At 55.0% G+C, this 21,974-nt stretch carries 17 protein-coding genes, 1 other RNA gene and 2 pseudogenes; 11 read left to right on the top strand and 9 right to left on the bottom strand.

The window, feature by feature from the left end; all coding sequences use genetic code 11:
* Positions 1-2 precede the first annotated feature (2 nt).
* The 8 genes and pseudogenes from HG15A2_RS01675 (at position 3) to HG15A2_RS01640 (ending at position 8,561) form a co-directional block, all read left to right on the top strand.
* Positions 3-1,202 carry a HupE/UreJ family protein gene (locus HG15A2_RS01675; RefSeq protein ID WP_145057205.1) on the top strand — a complete coding sequence of 400 codons (1,200 nt, stop codon included), beginning with the start codon at positions 3-5 and terminating at the stop codon, positions 1,200-1,202.
* 316 nt (positions 1,203-1,518) lie between these two features.
* Positions 1,519-2,019 carry a hypothetical protein gene (locus HG15A2_RS01670; protein ID WP_145057203.1) on the top strand — a complete coding sequence of 167 codons (501 nt, stop codon included), beginning with the start codon at positions 1,519-1,521 and terminating at the stop codon, positions 2,017-2,019.
* 90 nt (positions 2,020-2,109) lie between these two features.
* Positions 2,110-2,415: pseudogene (locus tag HG15A2_RS24450) on the top strand (DUF1559 family PulG-like putative transporter); the annotation flags it as partial.
* Positions 2,416-2,979: 564 nt separating this feature from the next.
* On the top strand, positions 2,980-3,813 hold the full coding sequence (locus HG15A2_RS01660; protein ID WP_145057199.1) for a PEP-CTERM sorting domain-containing protein: 834 nt from the start codon (positions 2,980-2,982) through the stop codon (positions 3,811-3,813).
* 133 nt (positions 3,814-3,946) lie between these two features.
* Complete coding sequence (locus tag HG15A2_RS01655; protein WP_145057197.1) at positions 3,947-4,912, top strand: hypothetical protein; 966 nt, start codon at positions 3,947-3,949, stop codon at positions 4,910-4,912.
* A 226-nt stretch (positions 4,913-5,138) separates the two neighbouring features.
* Entirely contained in the window at positions 5,139-5,480 is a 342-nt protein-coding gene (locus HG15A2_RS01650; RefSeq protein ID WP_145057195.1) for a hypothetical protein, read from the top strand.
* 189 nt (positions 5,481-5,669) lie between these two features.
* The gene (locus tag HG15A2_RS01645; protein ID WP_145057193.1) at positions 5,670-6,071 is read left to right on the top strand and encodes a hypothetical protein; all 402 of its coding nucleotides are present in this window, start codon (positions 5,670-5,672) and stop codon (positions 6,069-6,071) included.
* A 3-nt stretch (positions 6,072-6,074) separates the two neighbouring features.
* Positions 6,075-8,561 (top strand): DUF4132 domain-containing protein, encoded by a 2,487-nt coding sequence (locus HG15A2_RS01640; protein WP_145057191.1) that lies wholly within the window; start codon positions 6,075-6,077, stop codon positions 8,559-8,561.
* A gap of 25 nt (positions 8,562-8,586) precedes the next feature.
* Here HG15A2_RS01640 and HG15A2_RS01635 read toward each other — a convergent pair whose 3' ends face one another.
* Entirely contained in the window at positions 8,587-11,115 is a 2,529-nt protein-coding gene (locus HG15A2_RS01635) for a 3-keto-disaccharide hydrolase (protein WP_145057189.1), read from the bottom strand.
* A gap of 263 nt (positions 11,116-11,378) precedes the next feature.
* On the opposite strand from HG15A2_RS01635, the gene ssrA reads away from it, so the two are divergent.
* Positions 11,379-11,742, top strand: a transfer-messenger RNA (tmRNA) gene (gene ssrA / locus HG15A2_RS01630).
* 331 nt (positions 11,743-12,073) lie between these two features.
* Here ssrA and HG15A2_RS25005 read toward each other — a convergent pair.
* The 8 genes and pseudogenes from HG15A2_RS25005 to HG15A2_RS01595 all read right to left on the bottom strand — a co-directional run.
* Positions 12,074-12,559 (bottom strand): annotated as a pseudogene (locus HG15A2_RS25005) (tyrosine-type recombinase/integrase); the annotation flags it as partial.
* 513 nt (positions 12,560-13,072) lie between these two features.
* Positions 13,073-13,345, bottom strand: coding sequence for a helix-turn-helix transcriptional regulator (locus HG15A2_RS01620; RefSeq protein WP_145057187.1), 273 nt, complete (start codon positions 13,343-13,345; stop codon positions 13,073-13,075).
* A gap of 47 nt (positions 13,346-13,392) precedes the next feature.
* Positions 13,393-13,842 carry a hypothetical protein gene (locus HG15A2_RS01615; RefSeq protein ID WP_145057185.1) on the bottom strand — a complete coding sequence of 150 codons (450 nt, stop codon included), beginning with the start codon at positions 13,840-13,842 and terminating at the stop codon, positions 13,393-13,395.
* A gap of 53 nt (positions 13,843-13,895) precedes the next feature.
* Complete coding sequence (locus HG15A2_RS01610) at positions 13,896-14,438, bottom strand: hypothetical protein (RefSeq protein WP_145057183.1); 543 nt, start codon at positions 14,436-14,438, stop codon at positions 13,896-13,898.
* Between the two features lie 41 nt (positions 14,439-14,479).
* Positions 14,480-15,928, bottom strand: a complete 1,449-nt coding sequence (locus HG15A2_RS01605; RefSeq protein WP_218932258.1) for a type IV secretory system conjugative DNA transfer family protein — start codon at positions 15,926-15,928, stop codon at positions 14,480-14,482.
* Positions 15,925-16,494: a hypothetical protein gene (locus HG15A2_RS23740; RefSeq protein WP_218932257.1), complete on the bottom strand. Its 570-nt coding sequence runs from the start codon at positions 16,492-16,494 to the stop codon at positions 15,925-15,927. Before HG15A2_RS23740 ends, HG15A2_RS01605 begins: the two co-directional genes overlap by 4 nt.
* Positions 16,495-16,532: 38 nt before the next feature.
* Positions 16,533-17,339 (bottom strand): MotA/TolQ/ExbB proton channel family protein, encoded by an 807-nt coding sequence (locus tag HG15A2_RS01600; RefSeq protein ID WP_145057179.1) that lies wholly within the window; start codon positions 17,337-17,339, stop codon positions 16,533-16,535.
* Positions 17,340-17,417: 78 nt separating this feature from the next.
* The gene (locus HG15A2_RS01595) at positions 17,418-18,293 is read right to left on the bottom strand and encodes a vWA domain-containing protein (protein ID WP_145057177.1); all 876 of its coding nucleotides are present in this window, start codon (positions 18,291-18,293) and stop codon (positions 17,418-17,420) included.
* Between the two features lie 212 nt (positions 18,294-18,505).
* Here HG15A2_RS01595 and HG15A2_RS01590 point away from each other — a divergent pair, with 212 nt between their 5' ends.
* Positions 18,506-19,105, top strand: coding sequence for an ECF-type sigma factor (locus HG15A2_RS01590; protein WP_145057175.1), 600 nt, complete (start codon positions 18,506-18,508; stop codon positions 19,103-19,105).
* Positions 19,098-21,920, top strand: coding sequence for a serine/threonine-protein kinase (locus HG15A2_RS01585; protein ID WP_145057173.1), 2,823 nt, complete (start codon positions 19,098-19,100; stop codon positions 21,918-21,920). The genes HG15A2_RS01590 and HG15A2_RS01585 overlap by 8 nt, the downstream gene beginning before the upstream one ends.
* Positions 21,921-21,974 lie beyond the last annotated feature (54 nt).

Genomic DNA, 21,974 nt, shown 5'->3' with positions numbered 1-21,974 from the left:
TTATGCTGTTCAGGAGCAATACAAGCACGCAGCGCAAGCAAGCGAATGACCCTCGCAACCAATTCACTTGCTTGCGCTGCGTGCTTGTATTGACACTCTTTGGTTGGCATTCCTGCACCAACCAAGCCCACGCGCACAAACCGAGCGACAGCTACCTCAAGATCACTGGCGGCGGAGAACAGCTCGCCGTGCAGTGGGACATCGCCTTGAAGGACCTGGAATTCCTCATTGGGCTCGACACCAATCACGATGGCGACATCACCTGGGGCGAATTGAAGTCCAAGCGAGAATCGATCGCCGACTATGCACTTGATCGCCTAGAGATGTCTGCCGACGGCATCGCTTGCAACCTGCGAGTAGCGGAGTTGTTGGTCACGCAACACAGTGACGGCGCTTATGCCGTGCTGCAACTGGAAGCCGATGGCCCGGGCGATGCAACACTGATCGAGATTAATTACGACCTACTATTTGAACTCGATCCCACACACCGCGGCTTAGTTCTCTATAACAATGGCAGCGTGAGCAGTACGCACGTACTGAGCCCAAATTCTCGCATGTTGGAATTAAGAACAAGCGATACGAGCCTGTGGAGTACGCTGCGCGATTACATCTGGGAGGGGATCTGGCACATCTGGATCGGCTTTGATCACATTCTGTTTCTCATCTCATTGCTCATTCCGGCAGTGCTTGTGCGGCAACAGGGGCAGTGGGAACCGGTCGAAGCCTTCCGCCCTGCATCGAAAGAAGTGCTGAAGATTGTCACCGTATTCACCATCGCGCACTCGATCACGCTCTGGCTGGCGGTCATGGAGTACGTCACGTTGCCGGGGTGGATCGTCGAAGCCACGATCGCGTTCTCGATCATCGTGACCTCGGTCAACAACCTCTGGCCTGTGCTGCCCCTCTCAGGTTGGATGATCGCTTTTGCGTTTGGCTTAGTGCACGGTTTTGGTTTCGCCAACGTGCTGCTTGACCTTGGGCTCTCCAGCGCTGCACTTGCCGTATCGCTCTTCGGCTTCAACGTTGGTGTCGAGCTGGGCCAGCTAGCAATCGTGCTCGTATTCTTGCCAATTGCGTACGCACTGCGAGGTACGAAATTCTACGAACTGGTCATCCTCAAAGCGGGTTCCGTCGTAATCGCAATCATCGCAGCACTATGGATGATTGAACGGATCGGGAATTACGCCATTCTTCCCTTTTGATTATTGGCTCACGGCATAGGCAAGTCATGCTTGAAACCGGCAAGTGCGGAGAGGGAGAGATCAATTATGGATTCTCTGAATCCAGGGTGAAGTCACATACGTATGTGTACACGGGTGGACGTATAATGATGAGCTATCACCGTGGCGGTTGAGAGCTGTCGTTCCGTTCGCGGGATTCACCCTGCTTTGCCATTATTCGTTCGCAATCGAGTCAAGAATCGACTAGGCTGATCGCTGTGGGCTGATCATTGTGGCCTGTCTCACCGAAATCCCTGTCATTCGCAGACATCACATTTAGTCCTTTCCGTAGCCGTCGATGAATAGAATCAAGCTACAATCTGCGACGGCAATCGCCCTCTCCTTGCTGTATCTCGCGATCGGCTTAGCAGGCGAGTCGCTGCATTATTTTGTTGAATCGGCTCTGGTTGAATCGGGAAGTTCTGTATCGACGGGTACTGCGGCGGAAGTTCTTGCTGGCGAAGCTTCCTCGGGCTTTTATCACTTTCACGGCCCCGACTTCCATGTCCATTATCATGGGCCCGTGAAGGTCGCTGGCAGCGAGACTTCCACGGCAACTAAGAAGCAACAGAAAGAGTCGGGAGCCACGTTTCAGGAGTCAGGGCAACAGCACCAACCGCATGCGTGCCCGTTACTCGCGGTGCTCGCCACGCTAAAACTTGGCCAAGGCGGATTGGCCAGTTGGTCTCTTGAAGTCACCGCCTGCCACCGCGTTCATGGCAACGCGCACGAGCTAGCCGCGCGCGGGTTCTCGCAATGCTATCTGGCCCGTGGGCCACCTTCCCTGCGCATCGTGTAGCTCACGTTCTCTTTACGACAAGGCAAATGCTCGTTCATTTGCCCGCTGTCGGCCCTGTTCCTTACCCTTTAGGGAAAGGAGTGCCCGCGCATGTTTCAACGTCTGTCCCGACGTCGGTTTCAGTGTGATCGCGCTTTTACTCTCGTTGAGTTGCTGGTAGTGATCGCCATCATTGGTGTGTTGATTGGTCTCTTACTGCCCGCTGTACAAGCTGCCCGTGGGGCTGCGCGGCGCGCGGAGTGCGCCAACAATATGCGTCAAATCGGTCTAGCGATCCATCAATTCGCCAACACACACAGCGGGGAATTTCCGTTGATGGCGCACCACAATACGCTTGATTCGGAGAAAACCGAAGAGCAGAAGTCGTGGATTGCTGGCTTGGCACCTTACACCGAGAACGTCGATTCGATTCGGCTCTGTCCAGAGGATATCAAACGCATCGATGGCAGCGAAATCGTTGCCACCAGCTATGCGATGAACGGTTATCTGCGCGAAGCGGAAAATCTCGATACCTCAGGCTTGCCCCCGGCATTAGCTGCCGAGGTTCAATCTCGCAGCGAAGGACTAGTAGCCGATCTGTACGACCTGCGCGTGACGCATGCCACCATCATGATGTTCGAGGGTAACGCAGCTCGTTTACGGATCGACTACGACCACGTTCATTCCTATCGCTGGTTTAGCGAAGAGAATCTCACCAACGATTTAGTTACGCAAGCCGTGCAGGACGAGGTGACGATCGAACGGCATACGGGCGGCGTGGCGAACTATCTCTATGCAGATGGTCACGTTACGGCAATCGCTTCGTCACAGATACTCGACTGGTGCAACGAGGGGTTTAACTTTGCACTGCCACCACAGTATTAACCACTGATTGGCTACCTCAAACTGACGCAAACATCCGCAGTGGTGTTTCAATTTTTTATCCTCAACGCCTCTATGGCGATTTTCGGAGAACTCATAATGCCTACTATTTCTTCAGTCCATCTCAAGTTTCCACTTTTACTATTGCTAACACTTGCCCTCTTAGGAGGTTTCAGTGCCGGCCAACGAGCTTACGGCCACGGGGCGGGCGGCGATATTGCGCTCTTTTCGACCAATGGTCAGGTCGATATCGGTTTTGCCATTCTGGATGACGACGACGAAGACCAATTGGTTTTTGATCCCCACGAAAACGTGTTTTCACTGGTGCTCCTTCCGCAGAATCCCAACCCGGTAGTCCCCTGGCAGTTCGGGTCGAGCGAGCCTGGTTTCGATGCTAACGAGGAAACCTTACCTCCCGAGGCAGACATCGCGTACAACCTGCTCGAACTACAATACTGGGACGGGCAATCCAGCGAGGTTCTATTCACCAGCGCCACTGGTATCAACAGTGGCGTCGCTCCTACTGGAAAGTCGGACGCTGAAGGCGGATTTCACTCCCACCCACTCTTCGGAGTTGCCGATCCCAACGGCACCGCAGCCGAGGGTGTCTACGTTGGTAAGCTCACGGTCAGTGTCGAAGGCTTAACCGATTCAGCGCCTTACTACATGGTATCGCTCGTTACCGATGCCGTTACGGGCCTCGGCACGGTGGCTGAACAGGAAGCCGCAGCCGAAGAGATTGGGGAAATGGCGAAGCTCTATTCTGAAGATCCATTGAACAATCCAGCGCCGACTTACGGTGGATCCGACTTCACTTTCTTTGCCAACGCGATTAGTCAGGTCCGCGCAGAAGCCGTACCTGAACCTTCCAGCCTTGCGCTGGCGGGAATCTTGCATGTGGGTACTGGTAGCGTCCGACGACGTCGAAGCTAAACCAAGCAGTGCCCTTGCGATTAAACGAACCGCCGGGACCGACCGCCTAAGCGCACGGTCTCGGCACTCGTTACACGCCTTACGCCAAGCGATACAAGAGCACCTAATCAATCTCGTAGAACTGAGTGAAGCCATGAACCTCACAATAACAAGTAAGTTTGCTCTCCTTTGGTGCGCAACATTGTCAGCGACAATACTCTGCCAAGTAGCTTATGCCCACAACGGGGGAATTCTCGTCCAGGCAGCCGGCGGCAAGCTGGTCACTGGCTTCGACAACGCAACCACCGGCAATCAAACCATCGGCGACCGCGCCTTCTCGCTGGTATTCCCTTCCTCCCTGTCCAACGACGTCCCTTCGTTTTCTTCCCTGGCCAACGCGCCAATTGGGAGCGAGGCACTCCCGGTGGGCGGAGAGCTCTACTGGGACTTCCTGCCAATGACCCATGCGGGCATGACCTCCAATCTCCTCTATTGGGACGGCCTTGGAACAACGACTGAAGACGTAGAATTCGGCGCGGTTCCCAGTAGCGATACCAGACTGAGACTCTACACAGATCAGTTTGCCGATAACGCTTTTGTCGATGGCTCACCAGACATGGTGCCAGGTAAATTGATTGATACCGTCTCCAGCAGCAACCTCGCGCTACACGCCCATCGCTGGTTCTACTTAGGTCCAGAATTTGAAACAGGACCGGCACCGCCCGAAGGGGTTTACTTATTTGCTATGCAGCTACGCATGGAGGGCTACGAAAACACCGATCCGTTCTTCATTGCCGCAGGCACCGACGAGATCTCGGCCGCCACGCTGGACAATATCACACTGCCCTGGGTACAGGACAACCTGGATACGCTGATCGTGGATGAAAGTGGGACAGGAGATTTCGACAACAACGGCGATGTCGATGGGTCCGACTTCCTCAGATGGCAACGCGATATCAGCACACCTGGGGAACTCTCTGACTGGCAAGTCAATTACGGTAGCGAGTCATCGCCTGCTGCGATCGCTTCCCTAGCAGTTCCTGAACCAGGAACAGCACTGCTGGCTACACTCACCTTGGGCTTGGTGAGCGTTCGACGACGCGAACGCACGGGTGCGTGAGTAAAGACATTGATTTAGTAATCTATCGCGCAGGGCACCATCCATCAGTCGGACTCGGAAACAATTTCCGTAAGTACAACGTACGAAGGATCGGGAACTAGATAGCCGCCACGGTGCTTGGCCAAGCGTTTTCTCAATTGCACTCTCCCGCAGGATAAGTAAGCTGTTGCTAGGCCACGAGGCGTGGTCCGTTTCTTGCTTGCTTCACTTCTCAGGGAGAATTTCTATGATGGAACTAAAACGTGTTGGCGTCCTTTCTTGTGGAAAAATCAGCGGGCTGTTCGGCGCGCTGGCAGGGCTCATTGCTGGTAGCTTCATGGCATTCTTCATGATGGTTGCGCCCAACATCCAGATGCAGGGCCCTAATGGCCAAGTCATGAATATGCCAGCTGCAGCAGCAGGCGTGGGAATCGGAGCCCTGATCATGGCCCCGATCATGTACGGAATCATGGGATTCATCGCCGGCATGTTCTACGGATTCGTCTACAATCTTCTCGCAGGCGGCATCGAGATGCATTTCGAGCGCATTGAAGATCACTACCAGCCACAGCAAACCTACGAGCAGTAGGGCTGGTATCACCTCACAACGTGCGCAGCACCACCTTACGGTAGTCAATCGACGTGCCTTCGCTGGCGCTAGGAATGGGTGTTTTTTGATAGCCGCGCTGCGGTCTTTGCGCGGTCAGCTTGCCTCAGACGGCTGCAACAGGGATAATCTTTTTCCTGTCAGTAATCTCTTACCCTGAAGGTGCTATTCATGCCCGCAACACTGACTGTTTATGACGAATCGACCACGGGCGACCGTGGCGAGCCGATTGTACTTGAGTTTCTTACTGAGCACGTCACTGTACACGAACTGATCCGGCAGCGCGTCTATCAGGAAGTGCAAGATTATAATCTGAGCCAAGCCAAGGAGCCCGTCTTCAAGGGCTTAATCCAACCCACTGAAGCTGAGAAAACGCTCAACGGTTACAAGCTGAAGAAAAAGCGGCAGATTGACTGGCAAGAACAGTTCGACAAAGCACTCGAAGCATTCGCCACACGCAATATCCTTGTTCTCGTCAATGATACACAAGCAGAATCGCTGGAGGATGAAGTCACGATTACGCCCGAGACGGATGTTTCTTTCTTGAAGCTTGTACTGTTGGTGGGAGGGTGAAGCGTGGCAGAAAGCACCAATGCCCTTGCTTTTCTGGGCGAGCTCATAAGCATCCTTGCTACCTATACGACCAAAAAACCACCACGGTTGAAAGAGCTTGAGCGTGAACTCTATGGCTCAACAGATTTGCAGCGCCTAGTTCTCTCTGAAGTTCTTAAGATTCAAAAGGGCGATTTAGATAGCGAAGGCGAGTTCTGGTATGACTATCAGATGTTGCTCATGAACCTATTAGAGAGGAAGCTACCCCTTTCAGAAGACGAACTGCTCGAAGTTATCGATTACTTTATACAAGCAGATTTGACTGTTGGACCTGTTGTTACAGCAACAGAGTTGTTCCTATCCGACCGGGCAATGAGTTCTACGCTGCGCTCTTCGATGGAGTCGATTCGGAAGCAAATATCAAAAGGGTATTATGGACACAGTGAGCATTTGAGGCTTCGACATCGCTTAGATGAGTTACTAGGAACGCTTCCGAAAATAGCATCTCGTGTGGATCATGACGAGCCCTGGACGATGCGACTTATCAGTGACACAGAGCAAATGCCTGAACCCAAGCGTAATGTATTTTGCCAGTTGATTGAACACCTTAGCATAGTCTCGAAAGCAAAGCCTAGCTCAAAGTGGCTACAGCAAGCAGTGGCATCAGCTGCACGTATTGAGACTGATCAACTACAAAAATACTTAACCAACTGGATCCTCACTTTCACTTCGCCACGTTCTGATGTGCCTCACTTTTCGGCTAGCTTATGGGATGTTGCCGAACCCAATGCCGACCTGATGAAAGGCCTCATTTGGATCGCTTCGCAATGCGCCAACGACGATCTTATCCGCGCTATTGCTGCTGCTGGCCTTTCAGGACAGAAAAAAATCCCCGGGATTGGCCCGCGCAGCACGAAAGTCACCAATGCCACCATCTGGTCGCTCAGCCAGATTGACAATCCACTTGCTATTGGCCAATTGGCGATCATGCGCTCGAAGATCACCAACAAGAGCGTGCAGAAGCAAATAGATAAAGCGATCAATGCCGTTGCGCAACGTCTTGAAGTCCCGCCAGAAGAAGTCGAGGAAATGGCAGTCCCCACCTACGGTCTGGCCGAGGTGGGACTTCGTGTAGAAGCGTTGGGCGACTTCACTGCAGAACTACACGTCACTGGAACAACCTCCACGGAAATTCGCTGGATTAAGCCTGATGGTAAGCAGCAGAAGTCGGTCCCCAAGGCGGTCAAAGACAACTACGCGGACGAACTGAAGGAACTAAAGGCCGCCGCAAAAGACATCCAGAAGATCCTCCCCGCACAGCGCGACCGCGTCGATCTAATGCAACTCAAGACAAAGTCGTGGCCGCTAGAGCTTTGGAAAGAACGCTATCTGCATCACCCACTCGTGGGAACTCTGGCACGTCGGCTGATTTGGAGCTTCCAGACGAAAAAACAAGAAACGCCCATCGCAGCGACTTGTCTGGAAGGACAACTGGTCGATTCCGAGGGTACTCCGATCAAAGTGAATGATGCCGAAGTTTCCTTGTGGCATCCCATTGGGCACGATCATGAGACAATCATTGCTTGGCGTCGATTTTTTGAGGAACGTGAAATCAAGCAACCGTTCAAGCAAGCGCATCGTGAGATTTACCTGCTCACCGATGCGGAGAGGAACACCGGCAGCTATTCGAATCGCTACGCATCGCACGTCATTAAACAGCACCAATACAACGCCCTCTGCGCGTTACGCGGCTGGACGAATAAGCTCCGCCTTTGCGTGGATGACGAATATCCTCCCACGTTCATCAATCTGCCTGAATGGGAATTGCGAGCCGAATTCTGGGTCGAAGGCCTCGGTGAAGAGTACGGCGCAGACACCAACGAGACCGGCGTCTATCACTATCTGGCGACAGACCAGGTTCGATTCTATTCGATTGACGCAGCTCAGCTCAGCGCGCATGCGGCGGGTGGCGGCTACGGATGGGGGCAGTGGCGTGGAGGGGACGAACCCGAGCCACTCTCTCTCGAGGAAGTACCACCTTTGGTGCTTTCGGAGATACTCCGCGATGTCGACCTATTCGTTGGTGTCGCGAGCGTGGGCAACGACCCGACGTGGCAGGACGGCGGGCCCGAAGGACGTCATCGCGACTACTGGCAAGATTACGCCTTTGGTGACCTTTCAGCGACAGCGAAAACGCGACGTGAAATACTGGAACGGCTTGTGCCGCGACTGAAAATTGCTGATCGCTGCACCTTCGACGATAAGTTCCTCGTGGTGCGCGGTGATCGACGGAGTTATAAGATTCACCTCGGGTCGTCGAACATTCTTATGGAACCCAATGATCAGTATCTGTGCATCGTACCAAGTCGCGGAGCAGGTCCAGGCGACAAAGTGTTCCTGCCTTTTGAAGGAGATCAACGATTAGCCGTCATCCTTAGTAAAGCAATCATGCTAGCCGATGATACCAAAATAAAGGACCCGACGATTCTGAATCAAATTGGCACGGCTTAGGTTGGGTCGACGACTCCAAGCTCGCTCACAGCTGCCGCAACACCACCTTGCGGTACTCAATCGGTGTGCCTTCGCTTTGCAAGCAAATCGCTCCCTTGGTGACGGTACTATTCGTGCCGTGGTTCACGAGTTTGCCGTTCACTTTTACGATCACTTCCGCGCCTTGGCAGGTGATCTCCATGTCGTTCCACTCGCCCAGTTTCTTTTCGGCACCATCGTTGAGATTCAAGTGCCGTCGGCCTTCCACGCGTTTATCCTCGTTGGGCACATCGATCTCTGTGCCAATCACCCAAAAATCGCCCGCGTTGTCGGCCTTCATCTGCACTTCCAGCGACTGTGGCCAGACGCCGATCACATCTTTCTTACCGGTGCAATGAACTAAGACGCCGTTGTTGCCACCCTTGTTGGGCCAGCGCCATTGGAGCGTCAGCACGTAGTTCTCGTAGTCGCTCTTCTTTGTGAAGATGTAGCCTGCTGGCTTGCCCTTACACTTGAGAATGCCATCCTCAACCGACCACACGTCTTCCATCTTTTGTTTTGCTTTGCCAAGGTAGAAATCCCACCCGTCGAGATCCTTGCCATTGAACAGCATGACTGTTTTGTCATCGTCGGCTGCATTGTTCCTGGTGGCTTTCCTGGCGTTGCCTTTCGTCGCGCTGCCTTCTTGAGCATGAGTGGTCGTGCAGATAGCAAGCGAACAGATTACAAGCAGGGAGAAAATTCGACGCATGGTATTGGCTCCTGATGTGGTAGCGATTTGGGGGTCATCCAAGCCAACCAATGTACCAAATTCCCAGCTCAAGCGCCATCGAAAGAATGTGCCGTTACAAGCAAACACGGCAAGAAGGGAGATCCCGAGCGACGTAGGCTCGGGAACAGCCGCGATCAGTGCCCCACCAGAAAGCAGTACTTCACCCGTAATATCTGCGGTGCGGTAGTAGAGCTTTCTCCCCGCAAGGTCGAGCGTTGATCCTTCAGCGACAACCAGATGATCGACATAGAGCGCTTCTTGAAACTCGACGCTCAATGCTTCGAAAACTTCTGCTGAGTCTGTGGCAAGGAGATTCGTTTGGTTGCCGAATTGATCACTTAAGCGCAGCCGGCCAGCTTCCGTTATACTGCCCACGACTAGGCTTCCCCAGGCAAAGTTATCCACGAAACCTTCCTCTCCCTGACCTAAATCCGAGCTGGCCGCTTCCAGCGTCGACCAGTCCCCCCCCGTGACCACGAGCGACAGATTTGCCAACCCGGCGAGCAATTGGGAGTCTGTGCCTTGGATTTCAAACTGCCCGCCCTCCAGGTGAATCTGGGCTCCTGGTACGGCTGCCACTTCCGCCAGCGCGCCCAAAGTCACGCGCGACTCGACGATCAACTCGGCTGCGGGTGTGATTGAGAATGCTCCACCTTCATTAAACAGGCCGGTGCCAACCTCCAGAGTTCCAACCTGCAAGTGCCCGCCGGAAAGTTCGTAAATGCTCTCGGTTCCTTCGATTCGCAAAGTTCCGGCCGTGCGATGCGTGCCGCCCGATTGCAAGAATTGCGCCGGTGCGACGCCCAAACTACCGACGATCGTATCGCCTCCAACTGTGATGCTGCCAGCTTCCAGCAAATAGGCAACATCCGTAAAGAGCGGAAGCGGCTCTAATATGCCGAACCCTGGAATGCACATCTCCAGATTTCCTTGCACCACCAACTCGCCACCGGTTTGCTGGAACCGCGGCGTTCGCTGCCCCGTGAAGAACGACTGGTCGTCCAGCGCTGGATCGCCCATGGCGAGTCCGCCGACCGTGAGACGGCCGCCGCTTAGCGCGTAGCGACCATTCTGTATCTTGAGTTCAGACTCGAGATTCACCTGGCCGCCGCTCTGATCAATATCGCCTGGAGGATTACCTCCATAGGGAAGGAAAGCTCTGAAGTCGTCTACAAGTCCAAAGGTGTCGAGTAGGAGAGACTCCGCATTCAGCTGGCCGCCACTCATCTCCAGTTGACCTTGCCTGATGCTGACTTGGCCATTGATGGTGGCAACGCCGCCTTGTATTTCAAAACGCTGCTTGGTTGCAAACAGCACCGTGCAGAAGAAGTCTAATGCCAAAGGATTGGGGCACAGGTTTTCAGGTAGCGGAACACCGGCCGCGTCGAAATCAAAACCGGAAAGCCGGTGGAGCTCCCAACCGCCCAGGCTAAGTTCTTCTGCTTCCAGCTGACCACCGATGAGTTGGTAGATGCCGTTCTGAATCGAAATGAGCCCCCCGACATCTAGGCTACCGCCGGTGTGACTTACTTGAGGAATACTGCCGAATTGACCGTTCAACGAAAAGAAAGCCGCCTCGGCTTGTCCTGCTTGCAGTTGCGTCTCGCTGCGGTTCACCAAATGGACGAGATGATCTGCTTGGGGCACGCCCTCCGTCCACAAGGTTGGGTCGAACCAATCGCCCGTGCTGTCGAGTTCCGCCTTCCAAACATTGAGTGGTTCCTGCTGGGCTGAAACAACGCTGCTGAGGACAAGCCCCGTTGTTAGTGCCCAGATAGTCACTAGGAGTCTTTGTGTATTCATCACTCTGCCTGCCGTGGGGAGTCCGGTTCGGAACCTGCTACCAAATTCTCTTCCTTACCACTTGGCCGATTAGCCTGGGTCGTGTCACGCCAAGACTTCTCTTGTCAGCGAATGGCTCGAATCCAACGAGTTCCTAGCGACAAAGCATTCCGTTAGCCGTCGAGCCGCCCAAATTAACTCGCTTTCCTTCCCGCGGTCTGCCGAATATACTATAGTGCTGTACCGAGAAGGAGATTTCTTGGTACCCAGAGCGTTTCACTTTCGGGGGCGAACAGGGTTCGACCGGATTTGCGAAGCGTAAATGGCGTGTCGTGGTTGATCAGCGGGCCACGTAAAAAGCTGATCACACCTTCAATTGCCGAAGGTAACTACGCTTTGGCTGCCTAGTTTAACTAGCAGTCTGGGCCTCTAGCCGTCGTTGGGTCGGTTAGAACGCCCATCACCTAAACCAACTAGCTGCGAGTCATTGCTGGGCACGCTCAAGGCGAAATTAAGTTCCGAGCTAGCGCGAGAAAAGCCTGGTCGACGAGGCGCTTCTCTCCGCGAACCTAAATTCGACGACTACACACGTAGATGTTTGCGTCCAGCGGTCTCGGCACGCGGGTTCGATTCCCGCCGCCTCCACTTTGCCAGTCTTTGACAACTGGCGACTTTCATTGCCTAAACCCTTGCTCTCGCAAGGGTTTAGGCGTTTCTGGTCTGAGGCTTCGTTGACAACGGTTGACCCCCAATGCCCCGTTGCGCTGCAAAATCTGCAGCGCATTTGCAGCGCAGCCTCCTTGGGTGTCCCCTCGGGGAGCGGCGGGTTCGGCTCGATTGCAGGCTCGCTTACAAGTTTTTGATCCGCTGAAACGGCCGACGGAAGATGAGCAATCGCTTCGGCCTGGTCCTGTAAGCCAATGTGCGTGTACCGCATCGTCATGTTGACGTCGCTATGCCGCGCTAGTTCCCGGGCCTCAGGCAGCGACACGCCACTTCGTAGCAGCTCCGTGATGTGGGAGTGCCTACCGGCAGCGTGAAAGTCGGCAATTCCTTCATCATTCCTGTAAGGGATGCCGACCCGTTCCAAGTCGCGTTTCACCATCAGCCAAGTCCGCCGCTTCTCAAGACCCGGAAACAGTTTGGCATTTCGCGGATGCCCCCGGAGCCAAGCAGGCAACATCGCCGACAGATCGGGATGAAGCGGGAGTACGTCCTTGCGACGGTGCTTGGAGCAAGCCGCTTCTACGGTAAGCGTCGGCGTTGGGCTTTTCAAATCAAAGCTAAGTGGCTTGAGGCTGGCGATCTCACCTCGCCGTAAGCCGGATAAGTAGGAGATCAAGTAAATACGTGCCCGCTCCTCACCGGAGTAGCACTGAATAGCCACGCCTGAACTGCGGGCGGAGGAAACCAGCTTAGCGACTTCCTCGGCCGTCAATGCTCTTCGCGGGTGGCGAACGTCCATCGCCGCGTTCAAGCGTTCCATGCCAGCAAGCGGGTTTGCCGCTAAGCGCTTAGTGGCAACACACCAGTTGCAAAAAGCATCAATCGCTTGCAAGTAATGGTTGCAAGTCCGGTGACCAAGCCCCTCCTCCTTCCGAAGCCGACGTAAGAATGCTTGCACGGGTTCGGTCTCAAAGCAGGCAAGCGAAACGAAACCGCAGCCCGTGACAATCTTCCGTATTCGTCCGCTCGTTTGCTTGACGTACTTTGGCGTATTGTCACTGAGGCTTTCTTGGAAAGCCGTGACGTGCAGTTCGATCGAAGTGGCCCGCTGCTGAGCAATTCGCTCTTGGGACGGATCAATCATTCCGGTCGAACGCAGGCGGGCTTCGGATTCCAGCTTACCCGCTAACTCCTCGGTAAGCCCCTTATCGGTAAAACCCTTGCGGGTCCGTCGCTTGCCGAGGTGATCAACGTACTGGATGACGTAAGGCTCATTGCGGCCCGGGCGTCGTTTGAAAATAGCAGCCATGGGTTAGTTCCTCCTGCGATCATTGTCGCGGTTGCCCGCCGAGGGGCAACCTTCACGAATCCAAGCCTCGATCTCGGCGCGTCGCCACCGTACCGCCGCACCTAGCCGGACCGGTGTTGGCAAGCTGCCAGCGCTCCGCATCCGCCACAGGGTACGAGTCGATACCTGGAGGAGGTCGGCGACCTGCTTGGGTGTCGCTAAAAGCGATGCACCCTCCTTCCGCGTAACGGCGGGTGGCGGGTCGCCTTCCAAGGACTCGTTATTGGTAGCTCTCATGAGTTTTCTCCTGTTAGAGGGGGGGAAGGGAATCTTCATCGGTCGCCTCAGAAGCCGACCTTGCGTTCCTTCGGCTCAGTACGAGGAGCGGCCGTCAAACTGAGACTGCCCGCCGTCTTCTCAACGAGGGATGGATCGCCAAGGCACTTTGCAAACAACGCCGCAAACATCGAGAGGCTCTTGCCCCGTTCGCGTAGCTTTTCGCCGGCAAGTTTCTTGAGGCCGACGGCCGGCATGCTACCGTTCTCGCCAAGTATCTCGTGAATGACAGCGAGCACTTCAGCCTTCGTGGCACAAGGACGTCGCTCAGACGTTGCCGCAGGTTTGCGTTTCTTACGACGAGACGGTTTCTCGCCGATCGCCGCGAGGGCGGTATCGACCTGCTCCAGTTCCTGCTCCGCCTCGGCGAGCTGCGTGCGAAGGTCCTTAGTATCGGCAAGGCACAAGTCTCGGATCGCTCGGAGCTTGTCACGAATTTCTGCAACGGCGGTAGACATGGTTTCTCTCCTGAAATGGGGTTACGGGGTAAAGAGTTCTTCATCAGTGGGGTTCAGTGCTCATGGCCATCATCAGACCGATCGTGGCCTCCAGTTCGGCCGGGTCGTGGCTTTACGCCATGCGCAGGTGGCTTCGGCAACGGTTCGGTGGTTTCCTTCTCTGGCATATCGTAGTTATGGGGCTGACGTGGCTTCTCTTGTTCATTTCCTTGGTCAGCCTGCTCGTTGTCCCTCCCATAATTGGTGTTCTCTTTCTCGGCTGCGTCGCGCATCTGCTCTTCTTCTCGCTTGCGATCAGCCTCTTTGATCTGCTCATCAAAGCGTTGCTGGATTTGATCAAGGTAATAATCCTCTTCAGGCGGCTCGGCGCGTTGCATCCGCTCCTGATACTCGCGACGGGCATTATCCGAAAGACCCGTGTGCACCTCCTGCTCCAGGGTTCCGCCCGGCGTGTAGTCTCGGGTCGAGAGATCAAGTCGATCAATTTCTGGATAGTGCTGCGGCCCTTCTTGAGCCTTGTCAGTTGGCGTCGTTCGTTTGACGCTCTCGAACGCGTGCCCTATGTCGGGTGCGTTGGGGAAGTCATCGGAAGGCATGATTTACTCCTGTAGAATGGTGGTAGGAAAAAACGATTGCATTACTCTTCGTAGTGCCCTTTAAGAGGCAGGCCATCAAAATGGGCACCATCATCAGTTGTCAGCCGATCGTGAGCGACCCTGGCTAGTCGCATTGGCGGCAAGTTGGGCGCTAGGACGTATTGCAGCGATGAGGAGAGGCTAAGCTCGCGGGCGATCGCGTCACCGGCTGCCAGATCGACGACCTCTTTGTAGTCGTGGTCGTTTTGTTTCCCCTTAAGCTTTCTCTTCCCTAGTTCCTTGCCGATCATCTGGCGAGTTTCTGGGTCCGAACAGCCGAAGACTTGGAGTACACAAGCCGAGAGAATCTGCTGAGCACCCGATTCGGTGTACATCTCGACTAGCTGGGGATAGTTCTGGGCGTGCAACCAAAGCTTGACGTTCTTGTCCCGCATGATGGCCAGCCACTCGCGCACTTTATTGACTTCCTTACCCCAGATTCCCACTTCGTCGGCGACGACGAGGATCGGGCGCTTCGGTGCTCCTTTCCGCTGCTGAAAAACGAGGCCGGCCAGTTCAAAAATCGACCTCAGCCAAGCATCAGCTGCTCGCTCCCCACGAGGTGGGATCGCAAACAAAGTGACAGGCCAGTCATCGACGCCGATTTCATCAATCCGAAAATCGGAAGGACCACTCAAGACTTTCTCCATCGTCGGATCGAGCATCCAAATCCCCTTGGTCTGCAACTCGCTGTTAAGCGTTCCGAACGCCTTCTCACCGAGCTGATTGACAGACGCCGCGACGATCTGAATGAACCCGCCGAGTGCCGGGTTCTCCATCATCTCCGCGAGGAAAGCGACCTGAGCATCCGTAGACGCTCGGCCAGTTTCTGGGTCGATACCCATGATCCGCCGTAATGCACACGGAAGCGTCTGCTCCTCGACGGGATAGCCGGCCGTCAACAAGTGGCCACACGCGGCGGCCAACGCACTGCGGGGTCCGTTGGTGAACCAGGGGTCGTTGGCCTTGGGGTTGTCGGGGAACGACCCCGAGGCGATCGCCAACAGGCGTCCGACCGCCCCTGGCTGATCACAGTCCACGTCGCTAAGGAACGTATAGCGGTGGCTAGGCCACCCCGTTTGCCCACCCGGATCAAGGCAAAAACTGCGACTACGCGGCAGGTGATAGCGAGTCGTCTTCGCTACTTTCGGGTTGCATCCCAAGCTGATCGCGTTCTCCGGCAGGGAAGCGCCAAACTCAAACAATGCCGGGTCAGCGTGTCGGAAGGCAGCTAGGTTGGCATGCTCTGGCTTCGGAGAGATGACGATCGCGCCGGAGTAGCGACCCATCAGCAGCTGCGGCCAGATGCTCGTAATACTCTTGCCCGCGCCTGTGCTGGCTAGTGTCAAGTAGTGGTTGCCGTTGAGGACCACCGCCTGCTTGCCGATACCGTGCTCGAAGAGCGTTGTGCCCATGAATTGACCATTGATGGTGTGACCTGAAATTTTCATATCGAAAGTCTCCTTGGTAGAGGTTGGGTTTGTTTCTTTAATTTGCGTGGTGAAATCCATTCGGCGTGTTCTTCGATGCCGCTGTATGCCCACCGCTTCAGCAGTGGGATCTCCGACACCATTCCCCACAGTTCCAACATTGCCCACGGGACGAACCCGATGAGCAGTGGTAGTACGCTGCCACAAGCCCAGGCTTGCAGCACGAGGGCGACTGTCGGGACACTCTCTCCTCTGAGCATCCAGCACCCTTGAACGATCGCGACCATGCCATCGAAGAGCCAGGCGAAAGCGATCAATCGGAATCCCCATTGCACTTCGATGATCGGAAGCTTGTAGCTGGCGATCCACAGCAGCGGAACCGACACGCTCGCTACCCAGAATCCGAACCACAGGTCGTGCATTCCGGTTGCTACCCTGGTCGCCGCGGGAAGCGAGGCCCCCATTTGGCCATACTCTGTGAGCTGTACGATGAACCAAGCCACATAGTAGATGGGCCATGCGAGAGCGATCACCACGAGCCGCTGCATACCATAGTGTCGCAGTAGCCATCCAAACTTGTCCTTCATGTTGCACCTCCATTCTTTAGTGAGTTGTTGAGAAATATTCAGTTCATGTCAGGACGAAAACGGGCCTTCGGTGGTCTTGGCGGCTTAGGCTGGTCAGCCGTCTTGCGGCCTTCATCGTCGAGACGCCGTTTCGCTTCGCTCACGAGATGAGTAAGCATCAGGCGAGTACGCGTAATTAAGACCATCAGCAACATCCCGAAGCCTGCTCCGAAGAGCGTCGTGATAAAGGCTCCGCCCATTCCTGAAAGAGCACCCTGCATTGATAGGAGAAGTGCTTCTGACCCATCTCCCTTCCCGCCAACTGCAGCGGAAAGTGCCCCACCCAGTTCGTTCATAGCGATCGCTAGGCCGATGACTGTTCCGATCAGACCGAGCGTTGGTAGCATTTTTTTGATCAGCCTTGGCACGTCTTCCCGGGCATCCAGTTCGGCATCGATCTCGGCAACCGCGTCTTCCAAGGACGTACTATTTGTGGATCGGCGGTGTAGGCAATTGCGGAGGTTGCGTCTCGTGGCACCTTCCTGGCCTTTGCGTTCTGAGTGCAGCTCGCGGTTGACCTTCCAGAACGTCTTCGCGTTGCATAAGAGGGCGGTCCCGAACAGCAAGACGATGACGTAAGTCACTCCCGTAGGGTCAGGCAGGTTGTTGCCAGCGATGTCGTCGGAGAGCAGCTTTACCTGCATCAGTATTAGGCCTGCGATCGACAATACCGAAGCAGCGAAGGCTAACAGCCACGGGACATCAGCCGTGCGTCGACCGAAGTGATAGACTCCGTATAGGATTGCCAACGGTACGATGACCAATCCTGCTTGCCCGAACAAATCGACAATGAGTGTTCTCAACATGAGAGACCCTTTCTTGAATTGTGTTGCAAATGGAAGTAAATGAGTTGAGGCGGCCTGGAACTTTAAAGAGCGCGGTGGTTACCAAGCCTGAAAAAAACCACCTGTAATTCGTGCCACACTGCGGGTGAAATCCAATAGTGCCATGCTGGAGGCTTCGTCGGGCTGCACTGACTGGTCGCCGACACCAACGACATCCACCACCACACGACCACGGTTACTCCGCAAGAACGACAGCACGTCTTCTTGTTTGCCGCCAAGTGTTGGGAGCCCATCTGTCAGCAGTACGACATGCTCCACCCCGGGCATTCGATAGGCGGCTTGTAATGCCGGGAGCGTTGGAGTGCCGCCTCCCGCCTGCCATAAGTCAATCTGTCTACAAGCTGCTTCCCTTGATGCTTCAGTCGCCGGCACCAACCCATTGGTGGAAGCTACCAGTCGGGGCTTTCCGTTTGGCTGACCGTTGCCACCAAATCCGATGACCGTGAAGTTTTGAAATCCAAGGCTGCGAACCATGAGCTTAAGGCGATCCTTCACCTCCTCGAATCGGTTGGCTAGCTCGGCCGGTGACTGTGAATAGTTCTGACCATTCTCGCCGACCATGCTCCCAGAAAGGTCCAGGCAGAAAGCAATATTCGTCAATGAGCCGTTGAGGCCAAACAGTTGAGGATTGCCGAGAGGCTTGGTCTTCTCCTCAGTTTGTTTCTTGAGGTGATCTTGTTTGATGTGAGCAATGCGAAGTTCTTTTTCGAGCTGGCGGATAGCTTTCTCAAACTCCTCGACCGCTACTGGTGGCGTCTGTGGTTCGGAGTGGGCGACGATCTCGCTACGGAACTTCAGGATGTAGCCAGTGAAGGCGATCATCAGGACGCCTAACATGCTCAGCGACAGGTCGCTCAGCGTTTCGCTACTGTTCTCTTCGCCCTCGATTGATAGGCGGTGTATTCTTTTCCACATTGGGTTCTCTCCCGTACAGGTTGGTGCGTGCCGGCTATTGCCACGAGGCGTCAAGTTGTGCCGACATATGTAAATGGGAGGGGGGAGCCCCAGAATCTGCGCCCAATCTCATAAAAAAAGCCAATTGCCAGATAACGCCAGTGCGTGACCCGTGAACCGGAGCCAGTTACACTAGGGTGCAACCCACCTTCCGCACTGAGGGACGCAGCCGCATGAACGACGACATCGCATCCGCAGGCAAGCCTGAGAGAAACTCCCCAGAACCTTCCTCGGAGGAATGGGCCGCCTTGATGCACCGACTGGCCCAGCAAGCTGAACGTTCCCTGAGATGGATGCGGAAGGGAATTGTGAGCACAGAAGATACGGTGATGAGTACGTTGCGGACCTACCTGCGTCAGACCAAGGAAGGGGAACTCCCGCCAACGGACGATCCCGATAGCCTCTGGCCGATCTTGGAGAAACAGCTGAACCGTAAAATCGACAAAGCGCGGGCAAGTCAGCAATACAAGAAGAACAAGTTGGCACTGCGCTATAGTGAGATGCCTTTACTCACTGATGGCCGATCCGCCGAGACTGCATTCTTTGATAAGTCGGCCAGTCCCGAACAGGTCGAAGCCTATGTTGCTGAAGCGCTTGGGCTATTGAAAGACTCGATTAAGGACGATGAACTCTTGAAGATCGCACGACTCAAACTAGAGGGCTACACGCCTGCAGAAATTGTGAAAGCGACAGGCCTTGGTGAGCACAAGGTGCGACGTCGTCTGTTAAAGATACGGTCAGCTCTGAGCAAAGGCGACGTGATTGATGAGTGACGATCCGGTAACTTACTCAGCCTTATCGCCTGACGAGCAGGCAGCGCTAAGTCTTTGGATCGAGGGGGCTGAAGAGCATATTCGCATCGAAGGTATGACGGCGATAAAGCGGACTCTAGCCGAGACGCCTGTGCGACTCCGAGCATCTCTCTTCACCCAGCTCGTGCCCCTCTTGATCGAAGAGCATCGAGTTCGACATGGGAGAACTCCAACGCTTCATGAACTGCGGCTCGCCAATCCCGATCTTTCTGCAGAGCTAACGGCAGTATATCCGCGGCTTCCAGTATCTTATCGCCTACCAGTTGAGCTGCACGGATACCGAGTCACTCAGGTCGTGGGGGATGGTGGGCAAGCGGTTGTGTTACGAGCACAAGATGATGTTCATAGCACCGTGGCGATCAAACTCAGCACCTCTGCTCGCCACAACGAGCTGCTATTGCGAGAGCGTCGCCTGCTGGGCGAATGCAATCACCCAGGGATTATTTCGGTAATCGGTTCAGGGATGCAGGAAGATCGTGCCTATTACGTGATGCCCTATTTACGGGGCATGACCCTGGCAGACAAATACGCCAGCCATCGGCCTGAAGCAAGCGAAGTCGTTCGGCTTGGTGCTGAGTTGTGCAGCATTGTAGATCACCTGCATCGGCAAGGCATCCTCCACCGCGATATCAAGCCCGCAAACGTCTGGATTGACGACCACGGGGCCGTGAAGCTGATCGACCTGGGGATGGCCGTTGAGCGGAGCCGATGGGGAGAACCTTTGCCGCCCATCCAGGAATTTCACGGCACGCCCGCCTTTATGTCACCTGAACAGGCCGCTTCCGATGGTCAGCAGGATGGGGAGCTAAGCGACGTCTTCTCGATCGGCGCCACTCTCTACTGGCTGGGAACCGGTTCCCCCCCCTTCGATGGCGGCAGCGGTGAGAGTGTTCTCTCCAAAGCGGCTGCTTGCCAATACGACCAAGATCAATTGCAAGCAGTCACGAATTGGCCCAGGCCATTGCTGCGGGCCTGCTTAGCAGCCATGGCTGCTGATCCCGCCAAGCGGACCGCTTCAGCTGCTGACCTAGCGGATGCTTTGCACGTTAGCACAAACCGTTCGACAACGCTTTCTATCGGGAAGTCCAAATCGATTGCAGCCATCCTCATGCTGCTTTTGTTGACAGGTCTCGGCATCGCCTCGCTTCCCAAGGGACTCGACCCCCTTGTTACAGCCTCACCTGAAAAAAAGAGGGGTGTTGATCCTGTGGCCGAAGAACCAGCCAAGCCACCGTGGATCGATATTGTCTCGGATACGTTCGACATCGATTTGGCAGCAATCCAAGCGGATGACTTTGCAGTAACCGCTCGCAGTCTCATGCGTTTGGTTGAGCCTTGGGGAGAACAGCAGCGAGGTCCGTCAGCTCAACCTGAATTAGCCGTCCGAATACCGGAACAACTCCTGGGAATAGTAAAAGCGATTGAATGCCGTGTTGGAGATTATGCTTGGAATAAGCTTGGTCCTACTCATGACGCGAATACCTTTGTCATGCCGCTTGATCCAATCGCTGCTGGCAGCCACGGCCCCGTTGAGATACGGATAGCAAGTGAGCAGAGCGGCGGTTCAGGGACTGCCGTCGGACCCTTTCGTTATGACATCAAAGTCTCTCAAGCTCTCAGAGATGACGCTGACTTGTTCGGAGCCGAACTTCTTAACGGAGCGGCAACTGCTAAATGCTTTGAAGACACCCCAACAGGCTGGGTAGTGCGCGAAGACTACTCAAAACGTTACACGCCACTCATTTTCAACATGTCCTTTAGAAGCAAGCAAGAGGCACCCATGACCTCAGTTGGTCTTGAATTGAAAAAGTTACGTGACGACAACCCCGAAGACCCAAAGTTCCAACACCAACAAATACGCGAATACTTCCGTCTCGTCAGTAAGGATATCCAATCATCGAATCGCCTCTGGGTCAAAATAGATTTCCACAATGGCGTGTCGCGAGGGCCCTTTCTAATAGAAAAGCCGCCGTCCGCACAGCAAGAACGCCAGCAGCGTGTGAACGCTTGGTTCGATCAGCTTGACTCTGATAGTGAGTGTGCCCGCTACAGCTACTCGAAGTTTGTCCTGACACGGCTCAACGAAGTGCTTCCTGATTTGAGCCATCTTCACTTTGTGGGCGAATATCCCGTCTACGGATCGAGCGAAGGGTTTCACATGGCCGATTCTGCCGAGTTGATTGTCGACCTGAAGCAGCTGACGAGAGATCGCGTGCTCTCCCTACCCCCCGTTTGGATACGGACAACTGTCAGAGGTCGCCTGATCGGCGGCGGCTTTACCCCCACGTTTGAGATACGGAACGACGATTCGCCGTGTGGGTGTGGAGTTGCTCCTGTCGCCGCTTCGCCCGGCCAGCCGAAGCTAGAGACCTACCTCTACATCGAGCGTGACGCTTATCCTGATGCGAGCTTGAGCATCCTGACGTTGCTGGAGGACGCGAGGGCATTTCAACGTGACACGATCGAAGCTTGCAAGCGAACCCGTCTGCTGCTCAGCCCCATGCGGCCTGCTGGCGCGGTCTCGGTCAAGCACTATACGGATCGCGAATTCAAAACGCCCATGGAAACGGTCAGACTTGGGGTCGTTTACGCGAGGTACTTTAACGCCGAGGGGGAGGGCGTTGGGTACTCCGCCTACCGGCTCACTCCGGAATTGCTGCAAGAGTGGACTGAGCATGCGTTGTGGCATGTCGCTGGTCCTGTCGACGTTGAAAGGATGCAGAAAGAGAAGAAGGTCACGCCGCGACCGAAGGAGCTGCCACAGCGAGGTCGCTGATCCGGCCACCTTAGCTCGCCTGATCCCATACGCCCTGTGATAGCCGCACGAGCA

Source organism: Adhaeretor mobilis (assembly GCF_007741515.1).
GTDB classification, from domain to species: domain Bacteria; phylum Planctomycetota; class Planctomycetia; order Pirellulales; family Lacipirellulaceae; genus Adhaeretor; species Adhaeretor mobilis.
This window is presented reverse-complemented; position numbering and strand designations above follow the sequence as displayed.

Bases quoted from the DNA above. Each gene is read 5' to 3' on its own strand.
- HG15A2_RS01675 (WP_145057205.1), top strand. From the start codon at position 3: ATGCTGTTCAGGAGCAATACAAGCACGCAGCGCAAGCAAGCGAATGAC.
- HG15A2_RS01670 (WP_145057203.1), top strand. From the start codon at position 1,519: ATGAATAGAATCAAGCTACAATCTGCGACGGCAATCGCCCTCTCCTTG.
- HG15A2_RS01660 (WP_145057199.1), top strand. From the start codon at position 2,980: ATGCCTACTATTTCTTCAGTCCATCTCAAGTTTCCACTTTTACTATTG.
- HG15A2_RS01655 (WP_145057197.1), top strand. From the start codon at position 3,947: ATGAACCTCACAATAACAAGTAAGTTTGCTCTCCTTTGGTGCGCAACA.
- HG15A2_RS01650 (WP_145057195.1), top strand. From the start codon at position 5,139: ATGATGGAACTAAAACGTGTTGGCGTCCTTTCTTGTGGAAAAATCAGC.
- HG15A2_RS01645 (WP_145057193.1), top strand. From the start codon at position 5,670: ATGCCCGCAACACTGACTGTTTATGACGAATCGACCACGGGCGACCGT.
- HG15A2_RS01635 (WP_145057189.1), bottom strand. From the start codon at position 11,115: ATGAATACACAAAGACTCCTAGTGACTATCTGGGCACTAACAACGGGG.
- HG15A2_RS01620 (WP_145057187.1), bottom strand. From the start codon at position 13,345: ATGAGAGCTACCAATAACGAGTCCTTGGAAGGCGACCCGCCACCCGCC.
- HG15A2_RS01615 (WP_145057185.1), bottom strand. From the start codon at position 13,842: ATGTCTACCGCCGTTGCAGAAATTCGTGACAAGCTCCGAGCGATCCGA.
- HG15A2_RS01610 (WP_145057183.1), bottom strand. From the start codon at position 14,438: ATGCCTTCCGATGACTTCCCCAACGCACCCGACATAGGGCACGCGTTC.
- HG15A2_RS01605 (WP_218932258.1), bottom strand. From the start codon at position 15,928: ATGAAAATTTCAGGTCACACCATCAATGGTCAATTCATGGGCACAACG.
- HG15A2_RS23740 (WP_218932257.1), bottom strand. From the start codon at position 16,494: ATGAAGGACAAGTTTGGATGGCTACTGCGACACTATGGTATGCAGCGG.
- HG15A2_RS01600 (WP_145057179.1), bottom strand. From the start codon at position 17,339: ATGTTGAGAACACTCATTGTCGATTTGTTCGGGCAAGCAGGATTGGTC.
- HG15A2_RS01595 (WP_145057177.1), bottom strand. From the start codon at position 18,293: ATGTGGAAAAGAATACACCGCCTATCAATCGAGGGCGAAGAGAACAGT.
- HG15A2_RS01590 (WP_145057175.1), top strand. From the start codon at position 18,506: ATGAACGACGACATCGCATCCGCAGGCAAGCCTGAGAGAAACTCCCCA.
- HG15A2_RS01585 (WP_145057173.1), top strand. From the start codon at position 19,098: ATGAGTGACGATCCGGTAACTTACTCAGCCTTATCGCCTGACGAGCAG.